Origin of the sequence: Croceicoccus sp. Ery5 (assembly GCF_020985325.1) — a bacterium.
In the GTDB taxonomy this organism is placed as follows: domain Bacteria; phylum Pseudomonadota; class Alphaproteobacteria; order Sphingomonadales; family Sphingomonadaceae; genus Croceicoccus.
Genome location: NZ_CP087587.1, coordinates 1922369 through 1940501, shown reverse-complemented (window position 1 = coordinate 1940501; position 18133 = coordinate 1922369). Strand labels below are relative to the sequence as shown.

General features: G+C 58.9%; 16 protein-coding genes and 1 pseudogene. 7 read left to right on the top strand and 10 right to left on the bottom strand.

Annotation, left to right across the window (positions count from 1 at the left end; translation table 11 throughout):
- Positions 1–13: 13 nt before the first annotated feature.
- From LOZ74_RS09070 to LOZ74_RS09060, 3 genes are all read left to right on the top strand, one after another.
- The gene (locus LOZ74_RS09070; RefSeq protein WP_230290960.1) at positions 14–1024 is read left to right on the top strand and encodes an MDR family oxidoreductase; all 1011 of its coding nucleotides are present in this window, start codon (positions 14–16) and stop codon (positions 1022–1024) included.
- Positions 1021–2337: an acetyl-CoA hydrolase/transferase family protein gene (locus tag LOZ74_RS09065; protein WP_230290959.1), complete on the top strand. Its 1317-nt coding sequence runs from the start codon at positions 1021–1023 to the stop codon at positions 2335–2337. The genes LOZ74_RS09070 and LOZ74_RS09065 overlap by 4 nt, the downstream gene beginning before the upstream one ends.
- 140 nt (positions 2338–2477) lie before the next feature.
- Positions 2478–2867, top strand: a complete 390-nt coding sequence (locus LOZ74_RS09060; RefSeq protein ID WP_230290958.1) for an IS630 transposase-related protein — start codon at positions 2478–2480, stop codon at positions 2865–2867.
- A gap of 207 nt (positions 2868–3074) precedes the next feature.
- On the opposite strand, the pseudogene LOZ74_RS09055 reads toward LOZ74_RS09060, so the two are convergent.
- The 9 genes and pseudogenes from LOZ74_RS09055 to LOZ74_RS09015 form a co-directional block, all read right to left on the bottom strand.
- Positions 3075–3581, bottom strand: a pseudogene (locus LOZ74_RS09055) (IS110 family transposase); the annotation flags it as partial.
- 34 nt (positions 3582–3615) lie between these two features.
- The gene (locus tag LOZ74_RS09050) at positions 3616–4254 is read right to left on the bottom strand and encodes a plasmid pRiA4b ORF-3 family protein (RefSeq protein WP_230290957.1); all 639 of its coding nucleotides are present in this window, start codon (positions 4252–4254) and stop codon (positions 3616–3618) included.
- Positions 4251–5900, bottom strand: coding sequence for an IS66 family transposase (locus LOZ74_RS09045; RefSeq protein WP_230293856.1), 1650 nt, complete (start codon positions 5898–5900; stop codon positions 4251–4253). Before LOZ74_RS09045 ends, LOZ74_RS09050 begins: the two co-directional genes overlap by 4 nt.
- A 73-nt stretch (positions 5901–5973) precedes the next feature.
- Positions 5974–6315: an IS66 family insertion sequence element accessory protein TnpB gene (gene tnpB, locus LOZ74_RS09040; RefSeq protein WP_370638815.1), complete on the bottom strand. Its 342-nt coding sequence runs from the start codon at positions 6313–6315 to the stop codon at positions 5974–5976.
- Positions 6312–6680 carry a transposase gene (locus tag LOZ74_RS09035; RefSeq protein ID WP_230290949.1) on the bottom strand — a complete coding sequence of 123 codons (369 nt, stop codon included), beginning with the start codon at positions 6678–6680 and terminating at the stop codon, positions 6312–6314. Before LOZ74_RS09035 ends, tnpB begins: the two co-directional genes overlap by 4 nt.
- 70 nt (positions 6681–6750) lie before the next feature.
- On the bottom strand, positions 6751–8226 hold the full coding sequence (locus LOZ74_RS09030) for a transposase (RefSeq protein ID WP_230290956.1): 1476 nt from the start codon (positions 8224–8226) through the stop codon (positions 6751–6753).
- A gap of 236 nt (positions 8227–8462) precedes the next feature.
- Entirely contained in the window at positions 8463–9503 is a 1041-nt protein-coding gene (gene dmpG / locus LOZ74_RS09025) for a 4-hydroxy-2-oxovalerate aldolase (protein ID WP_230293855.1), read from the bottom strand.
- On the bottom strand, positions 9503–10420 hold the full coding sequence (locus LOZ74_RS09020; RefSeq protein WP_230290955.1) for an acetaldehyde dehydrogenase (acetylating): 918 nt from the start codon (positions 10418–10420) through the stop codon (positions 9503–9505). Before LOZ74_RS09020 ends, dmpG begins: the two co-directional genes overlap by 1 nt.
- Positions 10421–10498: 78 nt before the next feature.
- Positions 10499–11290: a fumarylacetoacetate hydrolase family protein gene (locus tag LOZ74_RS09015; RefSeq protein ID WP_230293854.1), complete on the bottom strand. Its 792-nt coding sequence runs from the start codon at positions 11288–11290 to the stop codon at positions 10499–10501.
- Between the two features lie 241 nt (positions 11291–11531).
- On the opposite strand from LOZ74_RS09015, the gene LOZ74_RS09010 reads away from it, so the two are divergent.
- Positions 11532–12329: an IclR family transcriptional regulator gene (locus LOZ74_RS09010; protein ID WP_230290954.1), complete on the top strand. Its 798-nt coding sequence runs from the start codon at positions 11532–11534 to the stop codon at positions 12327–12329.
- Between the two features lie 10 nt (positions 12330–12339).
- Here the strand turns inward: LOZ74_RS09010 and LOZ74_RS09005 are convergent, their stop codons facing one another.
- Complete coding sequence (locus LOZ74_RS09005; RefSeq protein WP_230290953.1) at positions 12340–13128, bottom strand: SDR family NAD(P)-dependent oxidoreductase; 789 nt, start codon at positions 13126–13128, stop codon at positions 12340–12342.
- 130 nt (positions 13129–13258) lie between these two features.
- Between LOZ74_RS09005 and LOZ74_RS09000 the strand changes: the two genes are divergently transcribed.
- The 3 genes from LOZ74_RS09000 to LOZ74_RS08990 are packed head-to-tail and all read left to right on the top strand — an operon-like array spanning position 13259 to position 17991.
- The gene (locus LOZ74_RS09000) at positions 13259–14113 is read left to right on the top strand and encodes an alpha/beta fold hydrolase (RefSeq protein WP_230290952.1); all 855 of its coding nucleotides are present in this window, start codon (positions 13259–13261) and stop codon (positions 14111–14113) included.
- A 51-nt stretch (positions 14114–14164) separates the two neighbouring features.
- Entirely contained in the window at positions 14165–15757 is a 1593-nt protein-coding gene (locus LOZ74_RS08995) for a class I adenylate-forming enzyme family protein (RefSeq protein WP_230290951.1), read from the top strand.
- A 47-nt stretch (positions 15758–15804) separates the two neighbouring features.
- Positions 15805–17991 carry a TonB-dependent receptor gene (locus LOZ74_RS08990; protein WP_230290950.1) on the top strand — a complete coding sequence of 729 codons (2187 nt, stop codon included), beginning with the start codon at positions 15805–15807 and terminating at the stop codon, positions 17989–17991.
- Positions 17992–18133 lie beyond the last annotated feature (142 nt).

The following is an 18133-nucleotide window of genomic DNA, read 5'->3' as shown; positions in this document are numbered from 1 at the left end:
CGCGGAGATCTCGATGACTGTGCAAGCGCTGTTGGCTAACAAAATCGAAGGGAGTCAATCGACGAAGTTGGTCGATCTGAACGCGCACGATCTCGGCAAAGGAGACGTGACGGTTGCTGTGCAGTGGTCGACTATCAACTACAAAGACGCCCTCGCACTATCGGACCGGGCGCCCATCATGCAGGGGTATCCATTGATCGGCAGCATCGACTTCGCCGGAATCGTCGAGACTTCGGATTCGCCAGTCTTCAAGCCGGGAGAGCGCGTCCTCGTGATTGGCTGGGAGCTAAGCCAGCCGCACAATGGCGGCTATGCCCAAAGGGTTCGCGTTCCAGCGGACTGGCTCATCCCGGTGCCAGAGGTTTTCTCCACTCGCGAGGCGATGGCTATCGGCACGGCGGGCTACACGGCGATGCTATGCGTCCTTGCTCTGGAGCACGGTGGCCTGACGCCTGATCGAGGCGACATTCTGGTGACAGGCGCGAACGGCGGCGTTGGCTCCATCGCCATTTCAATCCTCTCGGCTCTTGGCTGTCGCGTTCTGGCATCCACCGGACGCATCTCTGAGACGGCCTATCTCACGTCACTAGGCGCAGCAGAAATATTGGATCGCGCCGAATTGTCTGCGCCGGGCAAATCAATCGCACCCGAACGATGGGCAGGCGCGATTGATTCCGTCGGTAGCCACACTCTCGCCAATGTCTTGGCTCAAACTAAATATGGGGGCGTTGTCGCAGCTTGCGGACTAGCACAGGGTCGAGATTTGCCGGCCTCAGTCGCACCTTTCATTCTTCGCAATATCACCCTCGCCGGGATGGATTCCGTCGATACGCCGAAGTCCGTTAGACTCGCAGCATGGTCTCGGCTCGCACGAGACTTGAATTCCGCCAAGCTGGCTTCGACGGTGACGGAGGTGGCTCTGCCCGAGGTTCCAGATCAAGCGGAGCTCCAGTTTCGTAATGGTGCAATGAGTCGATTCGCAGGCATTGGAGCCGGTGCCGCGACATCTGGGAGGCAAGGGTGAACCGTTTCGACGAGGCCTTTTCGCGCCGGCGAACGACGCCAGAAGCGGCAGTGCGGTCGATCCCCTCTGGCGCGAAGATCGCCATGGGGATGGGGGTGGCCCAACCGCCAGCGTTGTTGCGCGCGTTGGCTGATCGCGCTGCGGCCCAAGAGGTGTCCGGCCTATCGCTCTACTATCTCCTTTCCACCGCCAATGCGGAGACGGTCCTGCGCACCGAACTTCGCGACCGCATCCGGCCCGTTAGCCTTTTCCATAGCGCGAATGAGCGCAGGCTGGACGCGGACGCGGAAGAAAAAGAAACACCGCCGGTCGACCTCGTGCCCACTGCCTTCAGCCAGGCGCCCAACGTACTGAGTCAGCAGGTGGATGTCGACGTGCTGCTGACGACCGTGGCGCCGATGGACCAAGACGGCTACTTCAACCTAGGCACCAACACCGACTATGCGCTGGCTGTGTCGCGCAGTGCGCGGAAGGTTATCCTGGAGGTCAATCCCGCCATGCCACGAGTAAGGGGCGACTGCCGCATCCCTATAAATCGTGTGACTGCCCTGGTCGAGAATCCGGTTCCGCTTCTAGAATTCCCTCCCGCCGCGATAGACGAAGTCGATGTTGCGATCGGACGGCTAGTCTCCGAACTGGTCGAGGACGGCGCTTGCCTTCAGATGGGCATCGGCGCCTTGCCTGACGCGGTTTGCGGCGCGCTAGTGGACCACCGCCAGCTCGGGGTGCATACTGAATTAATGGCTCCGGGGCTCGCACAGCTCATACGGCGGGGCGTGGTCGACAATAGCCGCAAAGCCGTTTGTCCAGGGAGGACTGTTTTCACTTTCGCAATGGGGGACCGGGCGCTCTACGAATTTCTCGACGACAATCCTATGGTTGAGGCATATCCTGTCGACTACGTGAACAATCCAGCGGTGATCGCCCAGAACGATCGCGTGGTTTCGGTGAACGCGACCCTAGAAGTCGACCTCCAAGGCGCCTGCAATTCTGAGCAGATTGGCGGCCGCCAATTCAGCGCGGCGGGAGGGCAACTCGATTTTGTGCGTGGAGCTTCGGCGTCGAAGGGCGGGAAATCCATTATCGCCTGCCACTCCACGGCTGCTAACGGCGCCGCCTCGCGTATCGTTGCGCGCCTCAGCGGCCCTGTGACAACGCCACGTAACGATGTCCAGTATATCTGCACCGAATATGGCGTAGTGAACCTGCGCGGCCTGTCGCTGGCTGAGCGCGCCAAGGCCCTCATTGGCATCGCGCACCCTGACTTTCGCGAAGCCCTGGAGCGGGAAGCGTTTGCGACGCTACGCAGGTGAATACGAAGGTGAAAATTTCGGGCTGAATTCCCGCGAGTGCGGCCATTAGAGCGGTTTCCACACGATCTGACTCAACGGGGATTCCCATTGCTGCGCTGATGTGATTCACGCTACCTGCTGGTGGCAGGAGGCCAGCTTGGATGGCACGAACGCTTTCACAGGACCTTCGAGACAGAGTTATTGCTGCGATTGATGGGGGCATGAGCTGCCGTGCGGCTGCGATGCATTTTGAGGTCAGCGCATCGAGCGCGATCCGCTGGCGGCAACGGGCACTTGAGCTTAGTCAGGCAGTTGCAAAACCGCGAGGCGATGACCGGCACTCGGGCAAGATCGAGGCGCATGGCGGCTTCATCCGGGAGTTGATTGCTGAGCAGGGTGACATAACCCTAGTCGAGGTCCAGGCGCGGCTGATGGAGCGCGGCACGTCGGTCGGGATCGGCACGGTGCACCGCTTCTTCCAGCGCCCCGGGATCACGCGTAAAAAACGTATGGCCCGCCCCGTCTGCAAGGGGGATTCTGAAATGCTCTGATCAGTCTGCGTCAACGTATACGGCCTCATGGGCTAGCCCATGGCCAAGATGGACATCCGCACGTCTGGAGCCACAATAAAGACACCGGCAGCAAGTGCCATTTTTTTGCCCGGGCTTTCCAGACGCCGATCGACTGTCAGGCCATCTTCACGATCCTTCCTGCAAACATCGTTGGCCTATGCACGCAGGTGCATGCGGCCGATCCGGTTACACCGCGACTGGATAGCCGCGTTCGAAGCTCGCTTCCTTGCGAAGGGCCGCCCAGGCGATCCGTGCCAATTTGTTGGCCAGCGCGACAACGACCGCATTGCGGTGGACGCCGCGCTCGATCATTCCAGTCAGCCAACGTCCCAGCGGGGTGTCGCTGCGCGCCAGTGAGGGCAGTGCTGCCCGAGCGCCGTGGATGAGCAAGGTGCGTAAGTAGGTGTTGCCACGTTTGGAGATGCCGAGAAGTCGCGGCTTGCCACCGGTGGTATGTTGCCGGGGAACCAGGCCGAGCCAGGCACCCAGGTCTCGGGCTTTGGCAAAGCTGCTAGCATCGCCCACGGCTGCAATCAGGGCAGTTGCGTTCAGCACCCCGACGCCGGGGATGGATGTAAGCCGGCGGGCAGCGGGGTCATTACGCGCTAGCTCGACAAACTCGCCGTTCAACGCCTCGATCCTGGTATCGAGTTCGCGCCATTCGACACGCAGTTCGCTTACCAACTGGCGCAAAGTACCCATCCGGTGAAGGCCGCGGTAGCCGTGGCTATGTCGCCTTTGGTTTGACGATACGCTTTGCTGCGGCGTTGCGCCTGGCGACGATACGAGCGAGCCCGGCCTCGATCGGCAAGGTGTCGATTTCGTCGGGGTCGTAGCCATCGAGCCATTCGTTGATTTCGGCATGCTGCTCGTGCGTGGGATCGGACCTGATCTCCAGCATGTCGTAGAAGCCGGAGATTCCGCCGCAATCCTCGGGTGGGCACTCGCGCTCGCCACCGATGAAGCGGGGATAGGCGAGAGCCGGATCTCCCTGCCGAACATCGCTCAGGGTGAGCGTGTGCTGCCAGTCATCACCAAAGTCGTAGGAATACGCGATCGTGGTCATGCCGGGAGCGAGTACGTCGCGCAGGCGGATGCGCGCGGCAATCTTGCGCGGAGCGGTTCCCCAGTCGTCTTCCATCGGCAGGCCATAAGTCTGCCCGTCGATGCGCATCTCCCAGAGATGGTAATCGAACCATCCCATCGCGGCCTGGACGATGTCATGCAGGACCTTGAGAGTGACCGAGGTCGGCACTTCGACCAAGCGCCAGATCGGTGGATCGCTGTCCTCAAGCTCGATGCGCAGCGTTGCGATCTGCAGGAAACTGTCGATGGCCGTGGGCCTGTCTGTCGATCGGGCGGTCATGCCACCTGCGATAGCACTCCGGGCCGGACTTGCCAGTTCCAGGGAAGCAGTTCGTCGATCCGGTTGACCGGATGCTCGGCGATGCGCGCGAGGACATCGGCCAGCCAGGCCTGCGGATCGACATCGTTGAGCCGGGCGGTCTGGATCAGGGTATAGAGCACGGCGGCGCGCTGTCCGCCGCGATCGGAGCCGCAGAACAGCCATGCCTTGCGCCCCAGGGGTACGCAGCGCAGCGCCCGCTCGGCTGCGTTGTTCGTGAGGCAGATCCGGCCATCTTCCAGGAAGCGGGTGAAGGCCCCCCAGCGCCGAAGCATGTAGTTTATCGCCTTGGCCAGATCGTGGCTGCGCGAGAGCTTCGCGAGCTGGGCGGTGAGCCAGGCGTGCAGATCCGCCATCAGCGGTGCGCTGAGATCCTGCCGGACGGCGATGCGCTCTTCGGTCGCCTTGCCGCTCATGCCTCGCTCGATCTCGAACAGGGCATCGAGGCGCTGCACGGCTTCCAGCGCGATCGGATAGATCATACCGGTGCGCTCGCCACGGCTCTTCCTGCGCGCTGCAGCCTCGACGTCGGCGAGTTCGAAGAACTTGCGCCGTGCATGCGCGAAGCAGCCCGCCTCGACCACCGGCGCAGGCTGACGGCCGGGCGCGTAGAGCTCGTTGTAGCCACCATAGGCATCGGCCTGCAGAATCCCTGCCCAGGACGCCAGGTGCGCCCGAGGATGTTCGCCGCGCCGGTCGCGGGAATAGTGGAACAGGGCTGCGGGCGGATCGCTGCCGGCAAAGGGCCGGTCATCGCGGACGTAGACCCACAGGCGCGCCGTATCGGTCTTGCCCTTGGCCAGGACCGGCACGGTCGTATCGTCGCCATGCAGGCGCCGGGCCGCAAGCACGTGGGCTTCGATCCGTCGATAGATCGGCATCAGGGCGAAGGCCGCCGCGCCCACCTGGTCGGCCAGCGTCGAGGTGCTGAGCGCAACACCTTCGCGCGCGAAGCGCTCGGCCTGGCGGTTGAGGGGCTGGTGCTGGCCATACTTCTCGAACAGCAGCATGGCGAGGAAACTGGGCCCGGCCCATCCGCGCGGCACGACATGGAACGGCGCCGGCGGCTGCGTGATCGTCTCGCAATCCCGACAGGTGAACTTCTCGCGTACCGTCTGGATCACCTTCCACTGGCGGGGGATCACTTCGAGCGTCTCGGTCACATCCTCGCCCAGCTTCGACAAGCGCGCGCCGCCGCAGGACGGGCACGAACACGGTGCGGGAAGGACGACGCGCTCGCGCGGGAGATGTTCGGGGAACGGTTTGCGGCTCGGCCGCTTGCGCGCAAAGGCGGAGACATCGGCTGTCCTGGCTGCGGCGACTTCGGCGGCCAGGTCATCCTCGCAGGCATCGGCTTCGAGGTCTTCCAGCTGAAGCTCGAGCTGGTCGAGCAACCGACGGCTGCGCTCGGCGCTGGCGCCATATTGCTCGCGGCGCAGCTTGGCGATCTGCAGCTTGAGGTGGGCGATCATCGCCTCGGTCGCGCTCTCGCGGGCCCTGGCATTGGCGAGGCGTGCTTCGGCATCATCGACGCGTTCGAGCGCGGCGGACAGCAGCGCCTTGAGCGCTTCGACGTCGTCCGGAAGGGGCGATGTGACGGTGTCCATGACGGCCATGGAATCACAGATCGGCGCAGCATTGAAGCCGAAAATGCCCCGGGAAGTGAAGAAAGTGGCAGGTCTATCCGGCGCTCTGCGGGCGCCAGGAATATTGCGGGTTACGCCAGTCGATCCCCTCCAGCAGGCAGGACAATTGCGCACTGGTCAGCGAGACGATCCCGTCCTTCGCCGAGGGCCACACAAAGCGTCCCTTCTCGAGCCGCTTGGAATAGAGCGACATGCCGATGCCGTCGTGCCAGATGATCTTGATCAGCGATCCGGTCCGTCCGCGAAACACGAACAGGTCGCCCCCATGCGGATCGCGCTTCAGGCCCTGCTGGACCTGCAAGGCCAGCCCCTGCATCCCCTTGCGCATGTCCGTGTGCCCCATGGCGATCCACACCCGCGCGCCCGATGGGATCACCGTAGCGCCTTCAAGGTCGCGCTGACCAGTGCGGCGGGCGCCTCAGCCGAAATGCGAACGCTCCGGCCTTCGCCCAATTCGACGGTAATCACGGCGCACCGATCACAGCCGTCCGCCTTCTCGTCCTTGGCGAAGACCGCCTGGGCAAAGGTTGCCTCCACCATCGGAAGGGAGGCCCCTTCGCCTTGTTCGCGCCGCAGATTGCGTCGCCAAGTGTAGATCAGGCTGGTCGAAACGTCTCGCCGCCGGGCGACGTCCGCGACACATGCGCCCGGCGCGAAGGCCTCGGCCAAGATCTGGAACCGCTCTTCGTCCCGCCACCGACGTCGCCGCTCCGGCCCCGTCATCACCGTGATCTGCCCCATGCTGCGCTCCTAAGCTCGCTCATACGAGCGCTCTTAAGACCGGTCGTTCACTCACCGGACAAGGCGGGGCTCACCGGATGGGTACTGCGCGCGCGTGTTCGGTACGCCAGCTTTTTAGTTGGCGCTGGATAGTCCGCAGGAGGCCGTCTGGGTAGATGTCCGGCTGCTGGGCCTGCAATTTCTCCAGCAACTCCCGCTCGGTACGCCAAGGCTCCTCTTCGAACCAGGCCTTCAACTGGTCGGTAACCTGAAGCAGTGGATCCGGCCGGCGCCGCTCTCGCTTGCGCGGCGTCTTATCAACGGCAGTGGGCCGCGCCTCGCCATTCTGCCATAAAGCTTTCAGGCTCAAGAGGAACGCCCCCAGCGGTGGGGGTGACGTTTCGTTCGGATCTGCCAAGACGACGGCGTCGGCCAGGACCACCAGTTTCTGCTGAGCAGTGCGGATGTCTCGCAGCAGTCGAACCGGATCCAGTCTGGCTGCCAGGTCCCGTAGCCGTTCGCGCGTCTGCTCGCTGGTCCGCGGGTCGTCCATCAAGCGCTGGAACGGCGTCGCGGGAGGGTGATAACGCTTGTGGACTTTGGCGCCGTCGCGGCGCTTCTCCGCCAATTTGAATGAAGGCTGGAAGAAGTTCACGAACAGACGCGCCGCCGCATACAACTCGGCGAGCAACCCAGCTGCTTCCAGCCCCTCGAACCGGCGATAGCCCACCAGACGACGCACAACCGAACCGTTCTTCTGCTCGACCCAGGCCTGATCATTCTTCCGATAGGGGCGACAGCGGGTAAAGGCGACTTCCGTCGTCGCGCAGTAATCGCGCACGGTTTCATTGATGAACACGCTGTCATTATCGGAATCAAATCCCAGCAACGGGAACGGCATCAGCTTGCGCAGCTCCTTGAGGACCTCCACCAACAATGTTTGCTCGCGAACCAGCAACGGCGCGCATTCAGTCCAGCCCGTGGCAATGTCGGTCAGCGTAAGCGTCCACGCCCAACTCCCCTTCGCCACTGGGCCGCTGTGCGATGCCAGGTCTGCTTCCATATGCCCCGGCGCCGGATCGCCCCAGTCATTGAACGTCCGGATCGGGACGCTACGACGCAGTTCCGATCCGCCCACACCGCGCCGCCGGACCTTCTGACTGTTCCCTTTCGCACTCTGCAGAGCACGGTCGATCGTTGCCGGGCTCATCTGCAACAACCTCGCCTTGATCGCCGGATCGAGATCAAGGCGGCCATGGCCCTCCATCGCCTCGATCAGAATCGGGATAAGCGGCCGCAGCCGCTTGCCGCACAGGCGGTCGCTGGCCTCCCACAACACGAGCAACGATCCGCGCACCGCCTCGTTGTAAATCCTGCGCTCCGGTCGCGTCGTTTCCTTGGTCAACGGCTCCGCCCGCAAGAGCCGCATTGCATGCTTCCTGTGGAACCCTGTGATCGCGACGAATTCGTCGAGAACCTTGCCCTTGCTCGCGCGATCGGCCGAGCGATACCGCTCGCCGACTGCTTCAATCAACTCCCTCCGCGTCGCCATGCTCACCTTCCGCATCGTTCCCTCCCGGCATTGGCCGGGAGCAGTTTAGATGAGGCAACGGCAGCTTTGCCGGGAGCATTTCAGGCGAGGCAATGCGGACCCCAGGCAGAGTTTTTAGCAAAGCCTGCTGTGATGACGTTGTCCGCTCCTTGTCGCGTGGGTCCGAGGACTTCTCGTCCAACTTGGCCCCCCGACAAGGAGCGACAGCAACGCCTTTCGTAACTTCGTTCTGATTCGCAGTGCTTGAATCGTCAAACTAGATCGCGTTCCTTCGCCATCGAGAGCGCGGTGTCTTCGATCATGTCCTCCTGACCCCCGATCATTTTCTTGCGGGCCAATTCCATCAAGATATCACGTGCAGACAAGCCGTACTTACGTTCGGCTTCTTTGGCCTGATACAGGAAGGTTGAGTAGACCCCTGCAAAACCGAGCGTTATGGAATCCCTGTCCGCACGGGGCGGCTGAGGCATGATCGGCAAAACCCGATCCTCTGCTACGTCCATCAGCTTAAACAGATCCACCCCGGTTTCGATGCCCAATCGCTCTCCGACGGCAGCCATCAGTTCGAGCGGTGTATTGCCAGCGCCAGCACCCAACCCGGCAGCCGAACCGTCGATGCGGTCCGCGCCCGCAGCCACAGCAGCCAGCGAATTGGCGACTCCCATCCCGAGATTGTGATGAGCATGAAACCCGATCTCGGTTTCGTCCTGCAAAGCTGTTCGAAGGATGGTGATGCGATCGGTAACTTCATCAGGCAGCATGTAGCCTGCCGAATCAACACAGTAGATTGTTGTTGCTCCATACCCTTCCATCAAAAGCGCCTGCTCAACCAGGTGCTCGGGCGGCGTCATATGCGCCATCATGAGAAAGCCGACTGTATCAAGCCCAAGTTCCCGTCCCAGGCCAATGTGCTGTTCGGTAACGTCGGCTTCGGTGCAATGCGAGGCGACATGAACACATCTTGCCCCGCAATCGGCGGCCATCCGCAACTCATCCAGAGTGCCAATGCCCGGAACATGGAGTACCGAGATAGTCGCCTTTTTAACTACCTTGGCCACTGCCGAGATGTATTCGCTATCCGAATGGAGCCCGCGACCGTAATTCAGGGATGATCCTCCCAGCCCGTCACCGTGAGTGACCTGGATCAACGGCACCCCTGCGTCATCAAGCCCGGAAGCGATATCGACCATCTGATCCAGCGTGATCTGATGCCGCATGGAATGCATGCCGTCGCGCAGACACATATCATGCAGCTTGAGCTTTTTACCCCTGACCTGTTCTTCGAGTGTCATCATGAGTTCTCCTTCAATGGTGAGAGTTCAAGTCGGCCATCAAGGATGTCTTGTGCAAACATTTCGGCCGTCCGCGCTGCAGCGGCAGTCATGATGTCTAGATTTCCCGCATATTTGGGGAGGAAATCGCCAAGTCCCTGCACTTCCAGAAAGATCGAGACTTTGCGCCCCTCGAAAATTGGCCCGTTCTTCAATTGGTAGCCAGGGACATATTGTTGCACAGCGGAAATCATCTCGTGCACGGATGCGGTGATCGCTTCCTGATCCGGCTCGTCGACCGTTTCGCAATAGACGGTGTCACGCATCATCAGCGGAGGCTCGGCCGGATTGACGACCACGATAGCCTTGCCTTGCGCTGCACCTCCCACTCTCGCGACTGCCGCAGAAGTGGTGCGCGTGAACTCGTCGATATTCTTCCGAGTACCCACTCCGATCGACTTCGACGCGACCGTTGCGATTATCTCGGCATAATCCACGCTTTGAACATTGCTGACGGCGGCGACCATCGGAATCGTGGCCTGGCCCGCGCATGTCACCATGTTGACGTTCATTGCCTTACGGCCTGCCAGATCCTTGAGATTGACCGGGGGAACGCAAAGGGGGCCCAGGGCGGCGGGCGTAAGGTCGATCATAAGAATGCCCAGCTCGTTCAGCTTTCGGCTGTTTTCGGCGTGGACATAGGCCGAAGTCGCATCAAACGCGATGCTCACTCCATCCTCGATCGCGTGAGGCACCAGCCCGTCAACCCCTTCAGCAGTGGTCTTGAGGCCCAGTTCCTTCGCGCGGGCAAGACCTTCGGAGCCGGCCTCAATACCCACCATCCAAACGGGTTCGAGAACTTCGGAACGAAGCAGTTTGTAAAGCAGATCGGTGCCGATATTCCCCGGCCCGATTATTGCGCATTTAATTTTGTCCATCCGAGCATCCTTACTTTGTCACTAGAGTGCGCCGAGGTCTGTCACCTCGCTGCTATCCTTGCCGAAGCACGCGATTGGCTAAGAAAAAGTCATGCGACAGGACCCAAGCCCGTCGCTGAGGTTAAGTTGCAGCGTGTCACCGCTGGATATGTCGATCATCGGACCGAGTGCTCCGGAAAGGATTATTTCGCCCGCCCTGAACGGCATTCCAAGCTCGCCAAGCGTATTGGCGAGCCAGGCGACAGAGTTAAGAGGGGAACCCTGAACAGCGGCGCCGATCCCGCTCGCAACCTCGACTCCATTACACTCGATTGTCATGGCCACTTTTGCCAGATCGATCTGACGCGGATCGATCCGCTCGGTCCCTATCGCAAATATTCCGCACGAGGCGTTATCCGCGACTGTATCCTGAATTCTGATATCCCAGTCTTGAATGCGGCTATCGACGATCTCGAAACAGGCAGTGACATATTCGGTCGCCTCCAGTACATCGGCGGCGGTCACGCCAGGCCCGTTGAGATCATGTTTCAGAATGAACGCAATTTCGCCTTCGGCCTTGGGTTGGATGAGTGATTTGTGATCTACCGTGGCACAATCGGGAACCAGCATTCGATCGGTCAATTGTCCGAAATCAGGCTCGAACACCCCGATCATTTCCTGCACCACTTTGGAGGTAACGCCGATCTTTTTGCCGATGATCTTTTCGCCAGCTTCCAGACGGCGCGCGATCATTCGTTCCTGGACGCGATAGGCGTCGACAATATCGATCTCGGGATAGCGATCCCTCAGATTGGAAACCGTTTGGCCCTTGATCAGAGCGCCATAGAGTTCATCACCCAGTGAAGATATTATTGAACTTTCGAGTGGCATTGCCTTAAATTCTCCCAAACGTGCGCATCGAAACGCCCTTGTATCTTTTGCCGATCTCGTCTCCTGGCCACCATCGAGCAATTCACCGCCCGTCCAATCTGAGCAGTCAGCGAATCCGGCACGGTTTGAAAACGGCGTCTTCAATCTATGATATTGTCTGTGCGCTATCATTTGGCACCCTGCCAAGCTTGACGGGCCGCAATTTGGGTCTAGAGTCTCACTCTGTGAGAGGAGCGACAAGGTGGACGATCCATCCAGCACGTCGGTAGTCGAGCGAATACTCGACCTGATCGGTTGCCTTTCGTCGACGCCCAAGACGGTAAGGGAAATCTGCGAACATACTGGCATTCCCGTTTCTACGGCTCACCGGCTTTTGAGGCCGTTGGTCGAACGCAAATTTGTAATCCGGCAACGTCGAGGACTATACGCTCTCGGCATCGCCAGCGTGGAAATAGCGGCACGTGCGAATATCGACTCGATTATTACCACTGCGACCCGGCCCGTTATCGCAGACCTCGCCAAGACTTGCAGGCGCACGGCGCATCTGGGCGTCTTTCGTGACAATCTTGTACGCTATTTGGTCAAGGCCGAATCCGGGTGCCGACAGTCTCCTTCTCGGGAGGAGATCGAGCTCGAGGCTTATTGCACAGCGATTGGCAAGGCCCTGCTTGCCCAACTGGAACGCGACAGGCTTGAAGACTATCTTGCCTTGGGCGATTTCGTCCCTCTTACGGAAAACACAATATTCGATGTCGACGACCTGAGACAGGAAATCAACGGCGTACGCCGACAGGGATGGGCGATGGATCGAGGGGAGATGTATCCAGAGCTACGCTGTCTCGCGGTGCCGATACGGGGCAGGACCGGCCTGTTGGCGGCTGTGTCAGTCACCGAGGTCTGCAACGACGTTGATCCCGAGAAAGCGGAACAGGATTTGCTGACGCTCTTTCCGCGTATCGTTGAAGCGGCAGAGGCAGTTTCCGATGCTTTGCGAATGCCAGGGGGCGAGGTTCGCGAGAAGCGAAGTAAGAAGACCTGACGCGCTCGGCCTAACCCATTCGCGAGATCAATCCGCCATCGCTGACCAGGATCGTTCCATTTAGGTTTACTCCATCTCTAGGTGACGCGAGAAGCACATAGCATCCGGCATGATCTTCCGCCTCTGCCGCCCTTGCCAGTGGCGATGCCTTCGCTACCATTTCAACTGTGCGCTTTTCGGAATCGAGACGACGCGATGCGCTCTCCAGTGCGTCCAATCCCGAAAGGCCCGTGACAGTCCCGCCAGGAGCAACGCCGTTAACGCGGATTTGCGGCGCCCATTCATAAGCAAGTTGATAAACTATGCCCCGCAGTGCGAACTTGCTGGCAGTGTACAATGTGCCACCGCCGCCAGCTCTGAAACTAGCATTAGAGCAGGTCACTATTAGAGAGCCCATGGATTTCCGCAACGCATCTGCGGAAGCTCGCGCCAAGAGCAAAGTCGACAGCACATTAATTCGGAACAATTCCTCGAACGCTGCCTCCACGTCTTCCATTTTCATGCGATCTATACGCTTGTACCAGTCGTAAACGCCGGCGTTCGCTATCGTGGTGTCCAGTTTTCCGAATTTTTCCTGCGCAAGTTCGACGCCCGCTTCGCAGATCGCAGCCTTTGTGCAATCTCCAGCGAGGACAGAGCACCGATCCCCCAATTGAGCCGACAGATCCGCGAGAGCGTCGGCATTGCGATCCAACGCAACGACATTCGCTCCTTCCTCGACGAAACGCATCGCCACTGCCTTGCCGATACCTGAAGCCGCGCCGGTGATTAACGCTGTTTGGCCCGAAAGTTTTCTCATCAATTCTCACCCTCTGGTTTTTTGTCTATTTGAAATCAACCGTCCATACTCCAGCGTATTGACATATTCCAAGGTCCCTCACAACAGACAAGGAAGAAGAATTTGGCGAAATGCTGCTTTGGAGAGAGGTATGCCCGGTAATACGGAGCTTCCCGATATCGGGTTGTCGAAAGACGTCGACGGTATCCAGACAAATTATCACGAATGTGGAGAAGGTGACCCCGTAATCCTCCTTCACGGTTCGGGTCCTGGCGTGACCGCCTGGCAAAACTGGCAAGGAATCCTGCCAAAGCTTGGGGAAACGCATAGGGTTCTGGCCCCCGACATCGTGGGCTTCGGCTTTAGCCAACTGCCTGAAGGGGAGAAGCCGGGCATCAAGCTGTGGACGCGGCATCTGGCGGGCTTTATAGAAGCCCTTGGCCTCGACCGCGTAACGCTGGTCGGCAACAGCTTCGGTGGTGCCCTCGCGCTGGGAATGATGGCTTTTCATTCCGACAAGGTGCGCTCGCTTATTCTTATGGGCACACCGGCTGGTGAGTTTGAGCAGACGCAGGGACTGGCGGACAGCCGATCCTTCGAGCCCAGCATGGACGCCATGCGCGCTATGATGAAGGCATTCCCATACGACCCGTCAATAGTTACCGACGAGGCAGTGGCCGCGCGCCTGCGTGTGGCGGAGATCGCCAGCGGGAAAGAGACAATCCGCAAGCTGCAGCCTGGCGCTGATCAAGCACCGAAAGGTCCACGAATCGTCAAGGGCATTCCCCTGGAGCAGTTGGAAGCTATCGATGCGCCAACGCTGATCTTGCACGGCCGCGAAGACAAGATGATTCCATTGCATGTTGCAGTGCGAATGCACGAACACCTCAAGCGCTCCGAGATGCATGTCTATGGTCAATGCGGCCATTGGGTCCAGTTAGAGCGTGAGGATCAGTTTCTGGACCAAATACGCGCATTTCTCCGTCGCAATCGAAATCCTTGCTAGCCGTATTTCTTAACCGCCAAATGCTTAACAGTTTCCGGCGAGATGGTATTTATGCAGATGTCGAAAACCAGGTCCGAGATACTTCGTCGCCTCAGTGAAGGCGATCCAGCTTTCCTGCGCGAAGAATATAGTGATGTCGTGACCATGTTCTGGGACGCGGTAGAAGCTTGTCCTGAAAAGCTGGCACTGATTGAGGGAGATCGAAGGCTCACATACGCGCAGTTCGGTTCTGCGGTTACAGGTCTCGCTGCGCGCATTGGCGAGATTGTCCCGCCATCAGGCCGTGTCGCTATTTCCATCCCGAATTCAATCGAAGCAAACGTCGCCATTTTCGCTGCATTGAGCGCTGGTGCCGAGATTTCGATGGCCAATGCCGAATATACGCCGCGCGAACTGGGGGTGCTGTTCGGGATTGCGGAGCCAGATCTCGTTCTGGCTGGTGGACGGAACGCCACGGTCGCCGGTGCCGCCGCCGGAAGCATTGGCAAGCCACTAGCGATCGTGGGCGAGGGCGACATTGCAATCGAGCAGTTGCTGGAAACGCCGCCAGAGCGGCCGGGACTCGAAATAACGGGTGAAAGTCCCTGTATAATCATGTTTACGGGTGGATCGACGGGCGCACCGAAGGGTGTCCGGCGCACCCAAAGCTCGGAAATGAGCTGCATCAAGGCAATGCAAACCGCTTGGCCTACTCGCCTATACGAAGAAGTCTGGCTTAATGTTGCCCCCGTCAGCCATGTCTGGGGCCTGCACATGGGGTGCTTCAATCCTGTTTATGGGCGCGCTCCCCTCGTAATCGTTCCGCGCTTCCAGCCAGACGTCACGGCAGGTCTGATGGAAAAGCACATGGTCAGCGTCTTCAGCGGTGGTCCGGCGGCTATATATCAGGGACTCCTTGCAGCCCCTGATGCCGACTTATCTGCGCTGTGGCTGTGCCCGGGTGGCGGTTCGGTATTCTCTCGACAAACCCTTCTGCGTTGGGAGGCCAAGACCGGCCTTCCGATCCTCGAGGCATTTGGCATGACAGAAGGCGGCCCGCTGACGGCGCAACCACTCGACGGCTCGCACAAGTACGGCACTGCTGGCCTCCCATTGCCCGGTATCGAAGTTGCCATTGCCGCGCTCGATGGAAGTGGCAAGCGGCTGGGCGCAAATGAGATCGGTGAAATCCTAATCCGCGGAGAACGTGTCATCGAGCAATACATGGGCCTTCCACCATGCGCAGATGACGGATGGCTCCCCACCGGGGACATCGGATGTTTGACTTCGGATGGTTTTCTGACAGTCGTCGACCGCAAAAAGGACATGCTCATTGTTGCGGGATTCAATGTCTATCCCAGCGAGATCGAGGAGGTGCTTTCAAAGCTCCCGGAGGTCATTGATGCAGTTGTGATTTCAGTGCCTGACGATCGCAAGGGTGAAGTGCCGTTTGCTTTTGTAGCTATCGATCAAGGGGCTGAGATTACCCAAGAGGCACTCTTGAGTCACTGCGCGGAGCATCTGACCAGCTACAAAATACCGCGAGCAATCGTCTTGCTTGACGAGCTGCCGAAGACGCCCGCACGCAAGCCGGACAAAAAGACGCTCGGGAAACTGGCTAGAGATTTTTTGAGGAAGCAAGGCAATAAAATTTCTTCTGAGTAATACAGGAATATATTGCTAGTTTTATTATACCAAATGGGGAGGTTTTTATGAAAGTACATCTTTTAGCAACGGCGGCTGCGCTGCCGGTTTTGCTCTGCCCGGCCGCAGCTTTTGCGCAGGGTGCATCTGAGGATCAAGCGGGCGAGGCCGCAGGAGCGACCGATGCACAGGCTGAGGAAGGCAATGGGACGATTATCGTTACCGCCACTCGCCGTGAGGAAAGCCTGCAGGAAGTGCCAGTCGCGGTGACGGCAGTTTCTACCGAAGCGCTGACGACATCCGGCGTCGAGCAGGTCCGTTCACTCAACCAGCTTGTGCCCGGATTCAATGGCGGGCGCAATCAGAACGTGATGCAGCCCAGTATCCGTGGCGTAGGATCCAGCGGCACCTCAGTGGGTGATGAATCGAACGTCGCCGTATATGTAGATGGGGTGTACCAAGGCGATCCTTATTCGACACAGATTGATCTCGTCGAAGTTTCGCGGGTAGAGGTTTTACGCGGACCGCAAGGTACGGTATTCGGTCGTAATGCGACCGGCGGTTTGGTTAACGTCGTGACGCCGGATCCGCAGTTCGCGCCACGGGCCTGGGTAAGGGGAAGCTGGGGCCGACTGCGCGAAGACTCGAACAATTTCGACATCCGCGCCTATGCAACCGGCGGGTTGACAGACTCGATCGCCGCCGATCTGGCGGTACTGTACCGAAATCAAGATGGATACGCGACTGACTTGGTCAGCGGAGGCACAGTCGGCGATACGGAAATTGCTTCCATCAGATCCAAGCTGCTGTTTCAACCCAGCGACGATGCAGAGTTCGTTCTGACGGTTGCCTACGTCGATACGCACGAAGAAACTGCGGCGACCGCCCAGCCTTTTGAAGGCAACACCCGTGGCGCACAATTTGCCGGAGCAATCATCTCTGACGAGCCTTGGGAAATCTCGAACTTCGCCTTTGGAACACCGGGCTTGTCGGAATTCACCCGCCTAGATCTTGCGCTGAAGGGGCAGATTGATCTGGGCGGGGTCATACTTGAATCGACTAGTTCTTATATGAAGACGCGCGTCCATCAGATCGCAGATTCCGATGCCACCAACATCCTCCTTGGTGAAACGAACATGCGGGTAAAGCCCGACACATTCACGCAGGAACTTCGTCTGATTTCGGACAATGCCAGTCCGTTAAGTTGGACTGCTGGCGTTTACTATTACCAGCTTGAGGGCGAGCAACCACTCATATTGATCAATCGCCAGGATACGGCGACGCCTGTTACGCCGATCACGATTGAACCTGAAGTCAAGAACTCTTCGATAGCGGCATTCGCTGAAGGAACCTATGAGTTGACGCCGAGACTTTCGCTAACTTTGGGCGGACGCTTCACCACTGAAACTCGAAAATTTTCTCAACGGATTAACGGGAATCAGCTCTTCACCGATGCAGAGGTAGATTTCGATAAGTTCACCTATCGGGTGGCTGTCCAGTATGAAGCTTCGCCTGACCTTAACCTTTATGCAACCTATGGCACAGGCTTCAAGAGCGGCACGTTTAATACGTTCAGTCCTTCGAACGTTGCCGTCGAGCCAGAAACAATCGAAGCACTGGAATTCGGCATCAAATCCGATCCATTGCCATGGTTGCGCGCAAACCTTGCGACTTTCTATTATACCTATGACAATCTGCAAGTTACCGCGCGGGCAGCGGACAATTCCTTCGTTCTTCAAAATGCTGCGAGCGCCGAAATTTACGGTGGCGAGCTGGAACTATCAGCAGAACCCGTTCGCGGACTCAACTTGAGAGCTGCACTGGCTTACACGCATGCCACATATGATGAGTTTCAAAGTGCGCAGGTGTTCATTCCTCAACCCGGTGGCGGGAACATGGTCGCCTCGGCGGACGTTTCGGGTAATCAACTTGTCCGCACGCCAGAATTCACGTTGACGTTGGGCGGTCGTTACACGTTTGATGCGTTCCAGGGTGAAGCATTTATCGGCGGCAACCTGTTCCATTCGAGTGAGGTTTATTACGACTACCTCAACATTTTCGGTCAGGATTCATATGAACTGCTGTCAGCCGAGATCGGCTGGATTAGTCCAGATGATGATCTGACATTCCGGGTTTACTCCAAGAACCTTACGAATGAAGCGGTGGCTCAGCAGATTTCGCCGGGTCCGCTCGGGGCATACATCATTTATGAGCGCCCACGTGAAGTAGGTGCAAGCGTGGAAATTAGGTTCTAGTCACTTGGTTGGGTGGAATGTTGAAATGAGGTCGTGATGCGGCCTTCAGCATTCCCCGACCGGGCTAAGCGCAACGCTTTTTTTGCGCATGAATGCGATGGAATCGATGGACTGTGTTGCGATGCCCCAAAGGGCGCGGTGA